Annotated in this window: 17 protein-coding genes; 10 read left to right on the plus strand and 7 right to left on the minus strand. The window is 68.6% G+C overall.

Going from position 1 to position 15731, the window contains the following annotated elements; all coding sequences use genetic code 11:
• The first annotated feature begins 41 nt into the window (after positions 1–41).
• Positions 42–1442, plus strand: coding sequence for a DEAD/DEAH box helicase (locus NDI79_RS00770; protein ID WP_310926541.1), 1401 nt, complete (start codon positions 42–44; stop codon positions 1440–1442).
• Positions 1443–1494: 52 nt separating this feature from the next.
• Here NDI79_RS00770 and NDI79_RS00775 read toward each other — a convergent pair whose 3' ends face one another.
• Together NDI79_RS00775 and NDI79_RS00780 are read right to left on the minus strand one after the other, a co-directional pair.
• Positions 1495–1902: a transcriptional initiation protein Tat gene (locus NDI79_RS00775; RefSeq protein WP_310926542.1), complete on the minus strand. Its 408-nt coding sequence runs from the start codon at positions 1900–1902 to the stop codon at positions 1495–1497.
• A gap of 68 nt (positions 1903–1970) precedes the next feature.
• Positions 1971–2369, minus strand: a complete 399-nt coding sequence (locus NDI79_RS00780; protein ID WP_310926543.1) for a hypothetical protein — start codon at positions 2367–2369, stop codon at positions 1971–1973.
• A gap of 137 nt (positions 2370–2506) precedes the next feature.
• On the opposite strand from NDI79_RS00780, the gene NDI79_RS00785 reads away from it, so the two are divergent.
• Positions 2507–4051 carry a DUF790 family protein gene (locus NDI79_RS00785; RefSeq protein WP_310926544.1) on the plus strand — a complete coding sequence of 515 codons (1545 nt, stop codon included), beginning with the start codon at positions 2507–2509 and terminating at the stop codon, positions 4049–4051.
• Positions 4052–4276: 225 nt separating this feature from the next.
• Here NDI79_RS00785 and NDI79_RS00790 read toward each other — a convergent pair whose 3' ends face one another.
• Both NDI79_RS00790 and NDI79_RS00795 read right to left on the minus strand, forming a co-directional pair.
• Entirely contained in the window at positions 4277–4828 is a 552-nt protein-coding gene (locus NDI79_RS00790; RefSeq protein WP_310926545.1) for a DUF7122 family protein, read from the minus strand.
• Positions 4825–5763: an RsmB/NOP family class I SAM-dependent RNA methyltransferase gene (locus NDI79_RS00795; RefSeq protein ID WP_310926546.1), complete on the minus strand. Its 939-nt coding sequence runs from the start codon at positions 5761–5763 to the stop codon at positions 4825–4827. Before NDI79_RS00795 ends, NDI79_RS00790 begins: the two co-directional genes overlap by 4 nt.
• Before the next feature lie 97 nt (positions 5764–5860).
• Here NDI79_RS00795 and NDI79_RS00800 point away from each other — a divergent pair, with 97 nt between their 5' ends.
• Positions 5861–6601, plus strand: coding sequence for a proteasome assembly chaperone family protein (locus NDI79_RS00800; RefSeq protein ID WP_310926547.1), 741 nt, complete (start codon positions 5861–5863; stop codon positions 6599–6601).
• Positions 6602–6611: 10 nt separating this feature from the next.
• Here NDI79_RS00800 and NDI79_RS00805 read toward each other — a convergent pair whose 3' ends face one another.
• Complete coding sequence (locus NDI79_RS00805; protein WP_310926548.1) at positions 6612–7292, minus strand: hypothetical protein; 681 nt, start codon at positions 7290–7292, stop codon at positions 6612–6614.
• Between the two features lie 103 nt (positions 7293–7395).
• Here NDI79_RS00805 and NDI79_RS00810 point away from each other — a divergent pair, with 103 nt between their 5' ends.
• From NDI79_RS00810 to NDI79_RS00835, 6 genes are all read left to right on the plus strand, one after another.
• On the plus strand, positions 7396–8076 hold the full coding sequence (locus tag NDI79_RS00810) for a nucleotide exchange factor GrpE (protein ID WP_310926549.1): 681 nt from the start codon (positions 7396–7398) through the stop codon (positions 8074–8076).
• Positions 8077–8193: 117 nt separating this feature from the next.
• On the plus strand, positions 8194–8925 hold the full coding sequence (locus NDI79_RS00815; RefSeq protein WP_310927610.1) for an alpha/beta fold hydrolase: 732 nt from the start codon (positions 8194–8196) through the stop codon (positions 8923–8925).
• 233 nt (positions 8926–9158) lie between these two features.
• Positions 9159–11084 (plus strand): molecular chaperone DnaK, encoded by a 1926-nt coding sequence (gene dnaK, locus NDI79_RS00820; protein WP_310926550.1) that lies wholly within the window; start codon positions 9159–9161, stop codon positions 11082–11084.
• 155 nt (positions 11085–11239) lie between these two features.
• Positions 11240–12418 carry a molecular chaperone DnaJ gene (gene dnaJ / locus NDI79_RS00825; RefSeq protein ID WP_310926551.1) on the plus strand — a complete coding sequence of 393 codons (1179 nt, stop codon included), beginning with the start codon at positions 11240–11242 and terminating at the stop codon, positions 12416–12418.
• A gap of 139 nt (positions 12419–12557) precedes the next feature.
• Positions 12558–12878 (plus strand): cupin domain-containing protein, encoded by a 321-nt coding sequence (locus NDI79_RS00830; protein WP_310926552.1) that lies wholly within the window; start codon positions 12558–12560, stop codon positions 12876–12878.
• A gap of 70 nt (positions 12879–12948) precedes the next feature.
• Positions 12949–14043, plus strand: a complete 1095-nt coding sequence (locus tag NDI79_RS00835; protein ID WP_310926553.1) for a CobW family GTP-binding protein — start codon at positions 12949–12951, stop codon at positions 14041–14043.
• On the opposite strand, the gene NDI79_RS00840 is transcribed toward NDI79_RS00835, so the two are convergent.
• Positions 14018–14191, minus strand: a complete 174-nt coding sequence (locus NDI79_RS00840; RefSeq protein WP_310926554.1) for a hypothetical protein — start codon at positions 14189–14191, stop codon at positions 14018–14020. The genes NDI79_RS00835 and NDI79_RS00840 overlap by 26 nt on opposite strands.
• A 121-nt stretch (positions 14192–14312) precedes the next feature.
• Here NDI79_RS00840 and NDI79_RS00845 point away from each other — a divergent pair, with 121 nt between their 5' ends.
• On the plus strand, positions 14313–14468 hold the full coding sequence (locus NDI79_RS00845; RefSeq protein ID WP_310926555.1) for a hypothetical protein: 156 nt from the start codon (positions 14313–14315) through the stop codon (positions 14466–14468).
• Positions 14469–14514: 46 nt separating this feature from the next.
• Here the strand turns inward: NDI79_RS00845 and NDI79_RS00850 are convergent, their stop codons facing one another.
• The gene (locus NDI79_RS00850) at positions 14515–15672 is read right to left on the minus strand and encodes a glutathione-independent formaldehyde dehydrogenase (RefSeq protein ID WP_310927611.1); all 1158 of its coding nucleotides are present in this window, start codon (positions 15670–15672) and stop codon (positions 14515–14517) included.
• Between the last annotated feature and the right edge of the window lie 59 nt (positions 15673–15731).

The following is a 15731-nucleotide window of genomic DNA, read 5'->3' on the forward strand; positions in this document are numbered from 1 at the left end:
GGGTCCGTCGATTTATACCCGATGCCGACCCATCTCCGCGCGTGCTCACGCTGACGTTCGAGGACGGGACGGTCCGCGTCGGCGGCCTCTCGGCGTCGGCCGTCGAGGCGGCCGACCTGCCCGGCGTCCGGTGGGACGACCGCGGACTCGTCGCCCGCGCGCCCGCCCACCGGTACGCCGAGGTGCGCGCGGCGCTGGACGACCGGGGGGTCGACTACGAGGACCGCGTCCGCCCGGAGACGCGTCTGGACCTCTCGCACGCCTACGACCTGCGCGACTACCAGCGCGACGCACTCGACGCGTGGCGCGAGAACGGAAATCGAGGAGTGCTCGAACTGCCGACGGGCGCCGGCAAAACGGTCGTCGCCGTCGCCGCGATGGCCGAACTCGGCGTTCCGACACTCGTCGTCGTTCCCACGGTGGACCTGCTCACCCAGTGGCGGCGCGAACTGGAGACGGAGTTCGACATCCCGGTGGGGCAGTTCGGCGGCGGCGAGCAGGTGGCGGAGGATATCACCGTCTCCACGTACGACTCGGCGTACCTCCGCGCCGAGGACGTCGGCGGCGACTTCGGCCTCGTCGTCTTCGACGAGGTGCACCACCTCGGCGGCGAGGGCTACCGCGACGTGGCCCGACTGCTCGCGGCGCCCGCCCGACTCGGTCTCACCGCGACGTTCGAGCGGCCGGACGGCGCCCACGAAGTCGTCGCCGACCTCGTCGGGCCGAAGGTGTACGACCGCTCGGTCGACGACTTGGCGGGCGAACACCTCGCCGACTACGAGGTGCGGCGGGTCGAAGTCGATCTCTCCCCCGAGGAACGGGAGCGCTACGAGGAGGCGCAGGGGACGTTCGTCGACTACCTCAAGCGCTCGAACCTCTCGCTCAGTTCGGGGTCGGACTACCAGAAACTCGTGATGCGGTCGGGGTCGGACCCGAAGGCCAGGGAGGCGCTTCTCGCCAAGCAGCGCGCCCGGCGCATCATGATGAACGCCGACGCGAAGGTCGAGCGGTTGGGTCGACTCCTCGACAGACACCGCGACGACCGGGTCATCGTCTTCACGGCGCACACCGACCTCGTCTACCGGCTCTCCGAGCGCTACCTCCTCCCGGCGATAACGAGCGAGACCGGCGCGAAGGAGCGGCGCGAACTGCTCGACCGCTTCCGCGACGGCACGTATTCGCGCATCGTCGCCGCGAACGTCCTCGACGAGGGCGTCGACGTGCCCGACGCGAACGTCGCCGTCCTCCTCGCCGGCAGCGGGTCCGAACGCGAGTTCACCCAGCGACTCGGCCGCGTCCTCCGGCCGAAGGCCGACGGGAGGACCGAGAACGACGCGAACGGGCCCTCGCCGGAGCCTCGCTCGGACGCCGGGGCCGCGATACTGTACGAACTCGTCAGCGCCGAGACGGCGGAGGAACGGGTGGCCGAGCGCCGCCGCTGACGGGCGAAACGGGCGGAACGGGCGAACCGGGCGCAGCGCGGCTCTCCGGCTCTCAGACGAGCGTCACGTCGAGGCCGCCGGCGCGTTCGAACTCCTCGGCGCTCACCTCGAACGTCACGGAGAACTCCGCCGCGCCGTCGGCCGGAACGGTCACCGACCGGTCCTCGGTGTACGTCTCCTCGCCCATTCGCACGCGCACGCGGACGGTGGCGAGGCGTTCGGCGCCGCCGCGGTTGCCCACCTCGCCGAACACCCGGAGGCTCCCGCCGTCGGTCGCCTCGTAGTCGAACGTCGACACGTACAGGTTCGGTTGGGCGGGCGTGTCGCGCGGCTGACCCTCCGGGGGCGCCGGCGGCCGGCGCGGACCCGTCGCGCTCGGCGGCGAGCCGAGACATCCGGACGAGAGACCGACGAGGAGGCCGAGGAGAGCCCTCCGCGTCGTCGGCCGCGGCGACTTCATACTCCCCCGTCGGCGGACGCTCTCAATAGTCTTTCCGACCGACGCGCGAAGAACCGTCGCGTCGGCCGTCAGGCCGTCGCCGCGCTGTTCGACTCGCCGCCGTACCAGAACAGCACCGCGCCGACGGCGGCGACGACGGCCAGCGCCAGCGTCGTCGTCGACCCGAGAACGGCCCACGTCAGGCCGAACCAGCCAGTCACGTCGATAATCCAGAGCAGTCCCAGCGCGACCGCTCCGGCCGCGGAGAACCACAGTAGCCCGGTGTGGTCGCCGTCGCGGCCGCCCGTCCGGGCCGCGCCGTCGCCGTCGGCGTCACCGTCCGGTTCGGGGTCGGTGGTCCCGTCCCGAACCGTCGTCCCGCCGGCCGTCCGCGCCTCGCCGACGTCGTCGGCCCGCGCCGCGTCGTCCGATTCGTTCGCGACCCGCTCCTCCTCTCTCGTTCGGTCGTCGGTGGGTGCGTCGGACATGCGAATAGTGATTGTGTCTTGACACCATAATATTTTACGGATGTTTATGAATAATATTATCTCGAACAGTAGTGGGCTCTACTCTCCCGCCGTCGCGTTGCGCGCGACTTTAGACGGTTCGCCGCGAACGGCACCCCGTGCTGACGAAGGACCTCCTGCGCGTCTCCCGGGCGGGCGGCGGCTACCGCCCGCGGTTCGCCGGCCGGGAGTCGCGCCCGCTGGCCGCCCGCGTCGTCGGCGTCTTTCAGGGCCACGTCGGCGAACCCCGCCACCGCCTCGACGACGCCCTCGCGTCGCTGGAGGCGGAGGCCGACGACTTCAAACTCGTCCGCGGGTTCGCCGCCCTCCTCGACCGGGAGGCGACGTTCGAGGTGTCGGCCCCCCTCCCGCCCCGTCGCGTCAGGCGCGCGGCGTTCGAGGAGGCCGAGCGAGCGGGCGTCCCGACGACGCCCGAGGAGCGAACCGCCGTCCTCGACGCCGCGGCGGACCGACTCGGGAGCGACGCCGCGGCCGTCGAGTCGTCGCTGTACGCCGACCGCGAGGTCAACGAGGTGCTGACCGCGTTCGACGCGCGGTGGTCGCCGGACGAACTCCTCGAACAGTACGACCTCTCGTTGGCTCAGACGGCGCTCTTCGACGCCGTCGAGGTTCGCGTGCGCAGTTCCGACCCGAAACGCCTCGTCTCGGCGGTCAAGCGCCTCGGTCTGATGTACGAGATTCGCCGCGACGGCGAGGCGCGCGAACTCGTCGTCACCGGGCCGGACGCCCTGTTCCGCCGGACGCGGCGCTACGGGACGGCGTTCGCCCGCCTGCTCAGGACCGTCGCCGGGACGGCCGAGTGGGAACTGACCGCGACGATAGACGACCGGGGGACCGAGCGCGAGATGACGCTCACCGACGCGGACGTGTCCGTCCCCGACGTGGAACCCGTGGCCGAACCGACGTACGACAGCGGCGTCGAGGCCGACTTCGCCGCGCGGTTCGAGGGGTTGGACCTCGACTGGGACCTCCTGCGCGAACCCGAACCGCTGGCGGCCGGCGCGCGGGCGATGATACCCGACTTCGCCTTCGACTACCGGCCCGGCGGCGCTAGCGGTTCCGACGCGTCCGGCGACGACCCGCCGTTCCGCGTGTTCTTCGAGGTGATGGGGTTTTGGACGCCCGAGTACGTCGAGAAGAAACTGTCGCAGTTCTCCGCGGTGGCCGACGACGTGGAACTCGTCGTCGCCGTCGACGACTCCCTCTCAGTCGCGGAGGAGGTGGCCGCCGCGGACCACCGCGTCGTCACCTACTCGGGAACCGTCCGGGTGAAGGACGTGGTGGACGTGCTCCGCTCGTACGAGGCGGAACTGGTCGCCGATGCGGTCGCGGACCTGCCCGCGGAACTTGTCCCCGACGCGGACGCGGTGTCGCTCGCGGACCTCGCCGACGCCCGCGGCGTCGCCGAGGACGCCCTCGACGGGGTGTCGTTCCCCGAGCACGAACTCGTGGGGCGGACGCTCGTGCGCCCCGCCCTGCTCGACGCCCTCGCCGAGGAACTCGAAGCCGGGATGTCGCTGTCGGACGCGGAGGGGATTCTGGACGAACGGGGGCTCTCGGACGCCTCCGCCGTGCTCTCGCGCCTCGGATACCGCGTCGAGTGGGAGGGCCTCGGGGGCGGGACGCTCCGCCGGAAGGGGTGAACGAATCGCCTCCGAATCGCCTGGAACGCGTGCGCTCGCGTGCCTCACCCGACCACGACGCCTCGGAAGAACTGTCCCCGCCGGCGGAGTACGGACGCTGTTCGCTCACGCTCGAATTCGCGGATACGCACGTCGTTATCCGTCAGAACGGGGATATCCGCGCGTTCCTGCTCTCCGACCGGGTCTGAGCGCGGCCGAAGCGGTCGGAGGCGGTCCGCCGGCGGTTCAGGAGAGGTCTTCCTGTCTGCCCTTCGGCACCGTCGAGCGGAGTTCGCCGTGCAGGTAGAGGCCGACGCCGATGGGCTCTCTCGCGCCCTCGAACTCGTGGGCCGCGACGAGGTAGCCCCAGTCGCCGTCCCACCGTTCGAGTTCTTGGTCCTCTCCGCGGACGAACCGCTCGGCCTCCTCGGGTTCGAGGACGACGACGTTCCTCGTCGCCTCCCCGCAGAAGCGCTGGACGGCGTCCGTCGAGGGCTTCCAGTGTTCCTGTCGGGCGCGGATGACGCGCATCCCGACGGCCTCGACGGGGTTCGGACTCACGAGGTCGCCCGCGAACGCCCATATCTTCCCCTTGCCCTTCTCCCAGAACGTGTGGCCGTCCCACGTCTCCGGGGAGAGGCCGTACCGCTCTTCCCACCACTCGACGACTTCTTCGCGCGTGGGGCGCCCGGCGACGACGCGGTCCTCCGCCGTCGCCGGCAGGCGGTCGAACCGCTGACCGTCGTTCTCCGGTCCCCCGGCCGCTCCTCCGTTCGCTCCGCTCTCCTCGTCGCTCATGCGGTCACCTCCAGTTTCGCGCAGAAGAACCCGCCCGTGTCGTTGTGGTGCGGGTAGACGCGGTGGGCGAGTTCGACCGAGGAATCGTACTCCTCGCCGTCCCACTCGGTGACGCCGGGCACCGTCTCGAAGTTCTCGGGGGCGTCCCACCCGACCAACTCGCAGTCCTCCTCCTCGACGGCGTGGTCCAACACGGCCTCGTTCTCCTCGGGGGCGAACGTGCACGTCGAGTAGACGACGGTGCCGCCGGGTCGCGTCGCCTGCACCGCGCGGCGCAGGATGCCCTTCTGGATGCCCGCGACGCTGTGAACGTGGTCCATCGTCCACCGGTCGAGGGCGTCGGGGTTCTTCCGAATCGTCCCCTCGCAGGAACAGGGGGCGTCGACGAGCGCTCGGTCGAAGGCGTCGATGGCCGCCGAATCGTCGATTCCCTCGCCGAACGGCTTCAGCGAGTAGTTTCGTGCATCTTGGTTCGTCACGACGAGGTTGCTCACGCCGAGTCGCTCGGCGTTGTGTCGGAGGGCCGAGAGCCGACCGAGGTTGTTGTCGTTGCCGATCAGGATTCCTCGGTCGTCCATCAGGTCCGCCAGTTGCGTCGTCTTGCTGCCGGGGGCGGCGCAGGCGTCCCAGACGACGTCGCCGGGGTCGGGGTCGAGGGCCAGAGCGGGGAGCGCCGACACCTCCTCCTGCCCGTGGAGCCATCCGTGGAAGTAGGGCCACGTCGTGCCGGGGCCGCGTTCGTCCATCTTCAGGATGCCGGGGTGCCAGTCGGTAACCTCGTAGCCGACGCCCTCGGCGTCGAGCGCCGACCGCGCTCGCTCCGCCGTCGCCTTGATTCCGTTGACGCGGACGACCGACGGGAGCGGCCGGTCGCAGGCCGCGAGAAACGCCTCCTCGTCGTCCACGAGCGGCGCGTACCGCTCTAAGGGGTTCATTGCCCTTCCCTACCGGGGGGGACCGCTTGTGGGTTTCGGACCGCCGCTCCTCCCTCTCCGCCGCGGTTTTACGTCCCCCGCGCCCCAAACCCCCGCCATGGCCGAGATAGCCGTCCTCGACGACAGCGTGTCGCTCTCGGAACCGACGCTGGTCGAAGGACTGCCGGGAATCGGGCTCGTCGGGAAGATAGCGGCCGACCACCTGGTGGAGACGTTCGACATGGTCCACTACGCGAACGTCCACTGCGACGCCATCCCGAAAGTCGCCGTCTACCACGAGGACGACGCGTCGCTGGCGACGCCGGTCCGCCTCTACGCCGACGAGGAACGAGACCTGCTCGTCCTCCAGAGCGACGTCCCCATCGCGCCGCAGGCCGCCTCGCAGTTGGCGTCCTGTCTCGCGGGCTGGTTCGACGAGACGCCCGTCACGCCCATCTTCATCTCGGGGCTGCCCCGCGAGAAGGCCGACGACGTGCCGGGTCTGTACGCGGTCGGAACGGGCGGCGGCGAGGAAGCGGCCGCCGACGTCGACATCGCCCTCCCGGACGAGATGGGGCTCATCTCGGGCCCGACGGGGGCGCTCCTGAACGACGCCGTCGAACACGACCGGCGGGCGGTCTGTCTCGTCGTGGAGTCGGACCCGCAGTTCCCCGACCCGGAGGCGGCCCGCGTCGTCATCAAGGACGGGGTCGAACCGCTCACCGGAATCGAGGTGCCGGTCGACAACCTCGTCGAACGCGCCGAGGAGATACGGAACGCGAAGGAGCAACTCGCCCAGCGGATGCGGCAGGGCGACGAGGAGAGCACGCAGGCCCAACCGCTCCGGATGTACCAGTAGCGCGGTCGAACTACTCCCCGCGCAGGCGCGCCGCCGCGCCGCCGAGGACACCGACGACTCCGGCGACGACGCCGAATCCGGGGGAGTTCGCGCTCGTCTCGGTCTCGCCGACGGCCTCGTCCTCCGAGAGCGAACCCTCGACGTTCGTCTGCGCGGAGGTGTCTATGCGAAGACCCTCCTCCTCGGGGTCCACTTCCCTCAGCGTCAGCGCGATGTGTTCTCCGCACCGCGTCGCCTCGGCTATCTGCCACGTCGAACCGACCTCGAACGACCCGCCGGACTCGGGGGTGTAGAAACTCGTCCCCTTGATGACCTCCGTCGTCTGGTCGAGTTTCTCGAGGATGGACACCTCGTAGGTGGCCGCCCCGTCGGCGCTCCACCCGGCGGCCCCGCAGTTCGAGATGGGCCCCTCCGGCGGTTGCTCGTCGGTCGGGTCGCTGATGAGGAGGTACTGGCTCTGATACGCCTCCCCCTCGCCGCTGAACTCCTCGTACGCGGGGACCAACCCGCGCCGTTCGCCCGCCGACGCCGTTCCGGTTTCGCTCCCGCTTTCGGTTCCCGTCTCCGTCGCCGTCGACTGCCCGGCGGCAGTTCCGACGCCTGCGGCGAGACCGGTCGTCGCCCCGACGCCGGCGAGGAACGTCCGCCGGGAGACTCTTCCAGCGCTTAGGTGTCTTAGTTTATCTGTCACAGCCACCGTATCGAACTCCGACGAAGTTACGCGTTGTGGCGGACGGGCCCTCGGGTCGGACGATTCTGCAACCCTTATGCCCGGCGAGGTACTCCTCGGAACCATGACCGAAGACGCGTCCGACCCGACGGACGGCGAGAGCGCCGACGCGGAGACGGAGGAGTCGGCGGCCGACGCCTCCGCGGCGGAGGCCGGAGCGACGGACCCCGAGGCGGAAGCGGCGTCGAACGCGAGTAACGGGCAGACGGGAGACAGACTCGTCGCGCGCGCCGCCGAGTACGACGAGGAACTCGCCGAGGACGTGGCCGCCCTCCGCGGGCGGGCCGACGAACTCGAAGCGGAACTGGCGGCCGCAGAAGAGGAGAACGAGGAGTTGACGAACCGCCTCAAGCGGACGCAGGCGGACTTCCAGAACTACAAGAAGCGCGCGAAGAAGCGGCAGGACCAGATCCGGGAGACGGCCACCGAGGACTTCGTCGAACGGATCGTCACCGTCCGCGACAACCTCGTGCGCGCCCTCGACCAAGAGGAGGGCACCGACATCCGGCCGGGCGTCGAGTCGACGCTGGAGGAGTTCGACCGCATCCTCGCCTCCGAGGACGTGGACACCATCGACCCCGAACCCGGCGAGGCGGTCGACCCGACGCGCCACGAGGTGATGATGCGCGTCGACAGCGACCAACCCGAGGGCACCGTCGTCGACGTCTACCAGGCCGGCTACGAGATGGGCGAGAAGGTCGTCCGCGCCGCGCAGGTGACCGTCAGCACCGGCGGCGCGGAGTAGGAGTCGGCCCCGACCGAGCGACCGGTAACGGACCGGTTCGCGTACGCTTTTGTCGAACCCGCGCCACGTTCGCCCGTGCGACTCCCCTTTCGAGACCGCCTCCGCGAGACGCCCCGGATGCGTTTTTCCGTCCACGAGGGCGACGGACCCGACGCCGAGGGGCCCGACGACCGGCCGGAACTCCTGTTCGTCCTCGGGTGGGGTAACGAACCGGAGCACGACCCCGTCTCGTGGCTCATCGACCGCCTGACCGAGGAGTACCGCGTCCACGCCGTCACTCTCCCGACGAACGGATGGGACTTCGAGGACCAGTACCTCGCCCCCGTGCGGGCGTACTACGAGGACCGCGCGTTCGACGCGGTGTTGAGCCACAGCACCGGCGGACTGGTCGCCGCCCACCTCGCCGCCGTCGTCGACGTCCCCCCGCAGGTCTTCCTGAGTCCGTGGTGGGGGACCGACCCTGCGGCGGGCGTGGAGTCGGTCATCTTTCCCTACTTCCTGCGCCTCCCGACGGCGCGGCGACTGTTCGAACCGGACCGCGACCGAACCGATATCGGCGCGCTGAAACCCGAAGGGGAGTTCGAGGCGGGGCCGAGCGGAATCTCTCCGGCGTTCCTCCGGACTATCGTCGACGCGCAGGCGCGCCTGCCGCCGTTCGACCCCGCCGACGCGGTGTTCTGCACGCTCTCGGACCGCGTCGTCAGCGTCCGCGCCGTCGGCGACCGGACGCCGGCGGCGAACCTGCGACCGTACGACGGCGGTCACGAGTTCTTCGCCTCCCCCGGTCGGGAGGCGGTGGTCGAGGACGTACTGGCCGCACTCGACGGCGGCGCCGAGGCGATTCGCTGAGCGCAGTCGGAGCGAGTCGGGCGACGTCGAGTCACGAACCCGGGTCGGAGTCGACCCGACGCCCCCTTCGACGGCGACGGACCGCGAGTGACTGACTGCGGTTCGATAAAAAACCCGGTCACGCGACGCGTACCGAGCGGGCGAAACCGGGGGACGGCGGCGACACGGCCGGAGAGCCGTCGCGGTCCCGTCTAGTAACCTTTAACCGATTTAGACCAGTAGTTGGCGTCAAGATGGCGAGCAACAAGATTCTCGGTATCGACCTCGGTACCACGAACAGCGCATTCGCGGTGATGGAGGGGGGCGACCCCGAGATCATCGTGAACGCCGAGGGAGACCGCACCACCCCCTCCGTGGTCGCGTTCACCGAGGACGATGAGCGACTCGTCGGAAAGCCCGCGAAGAACCAGGCGATACAGAACCCCGACCACACCATCCGCTCCATCAAGCGCCACATGGGCGAGGACGGGTACACCGTCGACATCGACGGCGAGGAGTACACGCCGGAGCAGCTCTCGGCGATGATCCTCCAGAAGATCAAGCGCGACGCCGAGGACTACCTCGGCGACGAGGTCGAGAAGGCCGTCATCACCGTTCCGGCGTACTTCAACGACCGCCAGCGACAGGCGACGAAGGACGCCGGGGAAATCGCCGGCTTCGAGGTCGAGCGCATCATCAACGAACCGACCGCCGCGTCGATGGCGTACGGCCTCGACGACGACTCCGACCAGACGGTCATGGTGTACGACCTCGGCGGCGGGACGTTCGACGTCTCCGTCTTAGACCTCGGCGGCGGCGTCTACGAAGTCGTCGCCACGAACGGGGACAACGACCTCGGGGGCGACGATTGGGACCAGGCCATCATCGACCACCTGGCCGACGAGTTCCAGAACAACCACAACATCGACCTCCGCGAGGACCGACAGGCGCTCCAGCGCCTGAAGGACGCCGCCGAGGAGGCGAAGATAGAGCTCTCCTCGCGCAAGGAGACCACCGTCAACCTCCCGTTCATCACGGCGACGGACTCCGGTCCGGTCCACCTCGAAGAGAAGCTGACGCGCGCGAAGTTCGAGTCGCTCACCTCCGACCTCGTCGACCGCACGGTCGGCCCGACGGAGCAGGCGCTCTCCGACGCCGGCTACTCGAAGGACGACATCGACGAGGTCATCCTCGTCGGCGGCTCCACGCGGATGCCGCAGGTCCACGACAAAGTCGAGGAGATACTCGGCTCCGAACCGAAGAAGAACGTCAACCCCGACGAGGCCGTCGCCCTCGGCGCCGCGATTCAGGGCGGCGTGCTCGGCGGCGAAGTCGACGACATCGTCCTGCTCGACGTGACGCCGCTCTCGCTCGGTATCGAGGTGAAGGGCGGTCTGTTCGAGCGACTCATCGAGAAGAACACCACGATTCCGACCGAGGAGTCGAAGATATTCACGACGGCCGCGGCGAACCAGACCTCGGTGCAGGTGCGCGTCTTCCAGGGCGAACGCGAGATCGCCGAGGAGAACGACATGCTCGGCGAGTTCCAACTGAACGGCATCCCGCCTGCCCCCGCCGGCACGCCGCAGATCGAGGTGACGTTCAGCATCGACGAGAACGGCATCGTCACCGTCGAAGCGGAGGACAAAGGCTCCGGGAACGCCGAGTCCGTCACCATCGAGGGCGGCGCCGGCCTCTCCGACGAGCAGATAGAGCAGATGCAGGACGAGGCCGAACAGCACGCCGAGGAGGACCAGGAGCGCCGCGAGCGCATCGAAGCCCGCAACGAGGCCGAGAGCGCCGTCCAGCGCGCCGAGACGCTCCTCGAAGAGAACGAAGAGCAGGTCGACGACGACCTGCGCGCCGACATCGAGGCGGCCGTCGAGGACGTCGAGGAGACCCTCGAAGACGAGGACGCGACGAAGGAGGACCTCGAAACCGCGACCGAGGCGCTCTCGAAGGAGCTGCAGGAGATCGGCAAGCAGATGTACGAAGGACAGGCCCAGCAAGCCCAGGCCGGCGGCGGTGCCGGACCCGGTGGCGCGGGCGCCGGCGGTATGGGCGGGATGGGCGGAATGGGCGGCCAAGACGGCCAGTCCGGCGACGACGACGAGTACGTTGACGCCGACTTCGAGGACGTTCAGGACGAGGACGAAGACGAAGACGAGTCCTCCTCCTGAGCCAACCAGAACGCTTCGCGTTCTGGTGACGTGGACGACGATTCGGACGACTCCGACGACGACAACTGACGCTTCCGCCGGATTCGTCGCCTTCGAATTCTGTCGTCACCGACCCGTTCTTTTGAAGTAGTTCAACCGAGTAACCCAGACAACGAATGAGCGAGGACTTCTACGACGTGCTCGGCGTATCGCGAGACGCGTCCGAGGACGACATCAAGAAGGCCTATCGCGAGAAGGCCGCACAGTATCACCCCGACGTCTCCGACGAACCCGACGCCGAGGAGAAGTTCAAGAAGGTGAAGAAAGCCAAAGAGGTGCTGACCGACGACCAGGCCCGCCGTCAGTACGACCAGATGGGCCACGACCGCTTCGAGCAGGCCGAGAAGCGCGGCGGAACCGGCGGAGGCGCGGGCGCCGGCGGCATGGGCGGCATGGGTGGCATGGGCGGAATGGGGGGCCAGGGCGGTCAGGGCAACCCCTTCGAGGACATCTTCAACCAGTTCTTCGGCGGCGGCGGCATGGGCGGACAGGGCGGCCAGAGCCGGAACCGTCCGCGGCAGGGACAGAACCTGCGCACGCGCGTCGACCTGACGCTCGAAGAGGCCTACGAGGGCGTCGAAAAACAGTTCACCGTCACGCGGCCCGAGCGCTGCCCGGAGTGCGACGGCGCGGGCCACCCGCCGGACGCCGACGTGAACACCTGTCCGGAGTGCAACGGGCAGGGCCAGACCACCACCGTCCGCGACACGCCCCTCGGGCGCGTCCAGCAGACGCAGACCTGCCGTCGCTGCGGCGGCGAGGGCGAGACGTACAGCGAGTCCTGTTCTCGCTGTAACGGCGACGGCGTCGTCCGCGAGGAGGCGACGCTGACGGTCACCATCCCGGCCGGCATCCGCGACGGCCAGTCGCTCCGCATGGAACGCGAGGGCGCGCCCGGCGAGAACGGCGGGCCGAACGGCGACCTGCTCATCGAGGTGTCCATCGCGGAGCACGACGACTTCGAACGCGACGGCGACGACCTGTATCACAACCTCGCCGTCTCCTTCCCGCAGGCCGTCTTCGGCGCGACGGTGGAGATTCCGACCGTCACGGGGACGACGGAGTTCGACGTCCCGAAGGGGACGCAGAGCGGCGAGTCGTTCCGCGTCCGCGGCGAGGGGATGCCGCACCTCCGCGGCCGGGGTAACGGCGACATCCACGTGCAGGTGCAGGTGGTGACCCCCGAGGACCTGAACAAAGAGCAGCGAGAGGCGCTGGAGGCGTTCGCCGAGGCCGGCGGCGAGGAGGTCGACGTGAAAGAGGGCTTCTTCGAGAAGATCAAGAACTCGCTGTAGTCGGTTTCTCCTCGCTCCCCGTCGTTACGCGTCCGTCGTATTTCCGTCCGCTGACCGAGACTATCCGCTCTCGACGGAACTCAGGGCGTCCTTCCGGTGCCAGTAGTTGCATACGTCTGTCAGTCCTATCGAAACGCGGATGTCGCACACCGAAGCCAACTACCGCGACGGAGACGAGAAGGCCGACGGAATGTTCTTCCTGCGCGAGGAACTCGACGCCGAGAACCTCGGGTTCACCGTCGTCGAGGCCGACCCCGACTGGACCGGCATGGAACACGACCACGCCGACGAGGGCGAAGAGGAGGTGTACTACCTCGTCGAGGGCGGCGCGACCCTCCACGTCGACGGCGAGTCGGTCGACCTCGAACCCGGCGACGCCGTGCGCGTCTCGCCCGACGCGAGCAGGCAGTTGGAGAACGGGTCCGAAGAGAGCCGACTGGTCGTCGCCGGCGCGCCGTAGACGGCCGCGCGGTTCTTCGAAGTCGACGATTCCGGAACGTTATTTTCCTCCGCCTCCTCCACTGGTAACGATGACTCTCGGCGACGGCGACGAGATACCCGTAACGATCGTCAGCGGGACGCTCGGCGCGGGCAAGACGACGCTCGTGAACCACGTTCTGGAGAAGCAGACGGACCGCGACGTCGCGGTCCTCGTCAACGACATGGGCGAGGTCAACGTCGACGCCCGACTGGTCGCCGGGGCCGACGAGGACGTTATCGAGTTGACGAACGGGTGCGTCTGCTGTCGGCTCAAGGACGACCTGGCGACCGAGGTGGTCCGCCTGGCGGAAGAGCGCTCGTTCGACTGTCTGGTCGTCGAGGCCTCGGGCATCAGCGAACCGCTCCCCATCGCGCGGACGTTCTTGGAGGACGAGGCGGTGTCCGAGCACTACCGCCTGGACACGATGGTGTCCGTGCTCGACGCCTACGGCTTCTGGAAGGAGTTCGACCCCGAGACGGAGAACCCGAGCGAGACCGAGGAGGGCGGCCGGGAACTCGCCGACGTGCTCGTGGACCAAGTGGAGTTCTGCGACGTGCTCCTCCTGAACAAGTGCGACCTCGTCCCCGACGACGCTCTGGAGGACATCGAGGCCGTCGTCCGGGAACTCCAACCCCGGGCGGGCCTCCACCGGACGACCCGTTCGGACGTCGCTCCGGAGACGGTGCTCGACACCGGCCTGTTCGACTTCGACGCCGTCAGACGCTCCGCCGGGTGGAAGCGACACCTCGCCGAGTCGCACGACCACGGGGACCACGACCACGGCAACGCCCACGGCGTCTCCTCGTTCTGCTACGAGTCCGAGCGGCCGTTCCACCCCGAACGCTTCGAGGCGTGGATGGACGAGTGGCCCTCGGGCGTCTACCGCGCGAAGGGGTTCTTCCTGCTCTCGACGCGGCCGGAGACGGTGATGGGGCTGAACCGCGCCGGGCCGTCGGTGACGGCCGGACCTATCGGGCAGTGGCGCGACGACGACGACCCGGCGACGAGGCTGGTGTTCATCGGCACCGACTTAGAAGAGGGGGCGATTCGAGAGGAGTTGGACGCGTGTCTCTGCACCGACGAGGAGATGGCGAACGCCGACGCGGGCGAGAGCGCCGTCAGCGACCCGTTCCCGCGGGCGTGACCTGCTCTCTGAGTTCGTCCCACGACTCGTCGAACCCGTAGTTCGACTCCCGCTCTCTCGCGGCCGCCTGCGCCTCCTGATACACGTCGTCGTACTCGAGCAGTCCGCCCCAGCCGTCGTCGTACATCAGGGTGCAGTAGATGCACATGCTATTGTTTCGGACGCGCGGGATGCACATAAAATAGTTGCTCGCACCGACCTCGGTTCCCGCTATCGGGCGCGTGACGGCCCGTCCGAAGATATATACTCGTTCGTGACCGCTCGAACGCATGAGCGAACCGACGAACTCGGGCCGCCGAACCGCCGTGACGGGCCGCTGTGAGCACTGCGAGTGGGAGGCCCTCGCCGCCTCCTACTCAGAGATGGTCGAGATGTACAACAGCCACCTGCGCGAGGAGCACCCGAAGGCGTGGCTGCGCGCCTGAAGCGAGGCCGAAAAATAACGGTGTGAACGGGAGACTCCCGCCGGGACTACGGTTCGAGGAGGACCTTCGTGACGCCCTCTTCGCGGTTGTCGAAGCGCTCGTACATCTCGGGCGCCTCGTCGAGTCCCACGCGGTGGGAGACGTAGAAGCTCGGGTCCGCCTTCCCCTCGATGATGAGGTCGCGGAGCTGACGGTTGTACGACTTCACGTCGCACTGGCCGGTGCCGAGTTTCTGCCCCTTCTCGAAGAGTTTCCCGAAGTCGATACCGAGTCGACCCTGCCCGGCCATCGCGTCGGGCGCGCCGGGGTCCGAGGGGACGTAGAGGCCGACGATGCCGAGTTGGCCCGTCGGACGGACGGTGTGAATCAGGTTGTTGAGCACGACCGCCGGGTTCTCGCGGGCGGGGTCGTACGCCGAGTCACCCTCCTTCTCGGAGTCGATTGCCTGATACCCGACCGCGTCGACGCCCTTGTCGACGCCGCCGCCGTGCATCTCCTTGATCTGCTCGACGGGGTCTTTCTCCTCGAAGTTGACCGGAATCGCGTCGCAGTGCTCCTCCGCGAGGTCGAGTCGGCTCTCGACGCGGTCGACGATGTAAATCTCGGAGGCGCCCTGAATCTTCGCGCTGTAGGCGGCCATCGTGCCGACCGGACCGGCGCCGTAGATGGCGATGGACTCGCCGGGTTGGAGGTCGGCGAGTCGGGTGCCGTGCCACCCCGTCGGGAAGATGTCCGCGAGGAGCGCGAACGAGTCCTCGTGTTCGGTCCCTTCCGGAAGCTTCAGCGCGTTGAAGTCGGCGTACGGGACTCTGAGCTTCTCCGCCTGTCCGCCCTTGTACGGTCCCATGGCGACGTAGCCGTAGGCCCCGCCGGCGAAGCCGGGGTTGACGTTCGTACAGAAGCCCGTCTTCCCGTTCTCGCAGTTCTCACAGAACCCGCAGGCGACGTTGAACGGCAGGACGACGCGGTCGCCCTCCTCGAGGGAACTGACGCCCTCGCCGACTTCCTCGATGACGCCCATGTTCTCGTGCCCGAAGACGATGCCGGGGTCGGCGTCGGTCCGACCCTCGTACATGTGGAGGTCCGACCCGCAGATGGCCGACGTCGTGATATCGACGATGATATCGTTCGGGTGCTGCAGTTCCGGTTCGTCCACGTCCTCGACCGCCACCTCGTGTGGCCCCTGGTAGACCACGGCTCTCATTGACATTGCGTTTGCACCGGAAGAACGGTTGGCCGCAGCGCTATTATGACATTTCACGA

The organism is Halogeometricum sp. S3BR5-2 (assembly GCF_031624635.1).
In the GTDB taxonomy this organism is placed as follows: Archaea; Halobacteriota; Halobacteria; order Halobacteriales; family Haloferacaceae; genus Halogeometricum; species Halogeometricum luteum.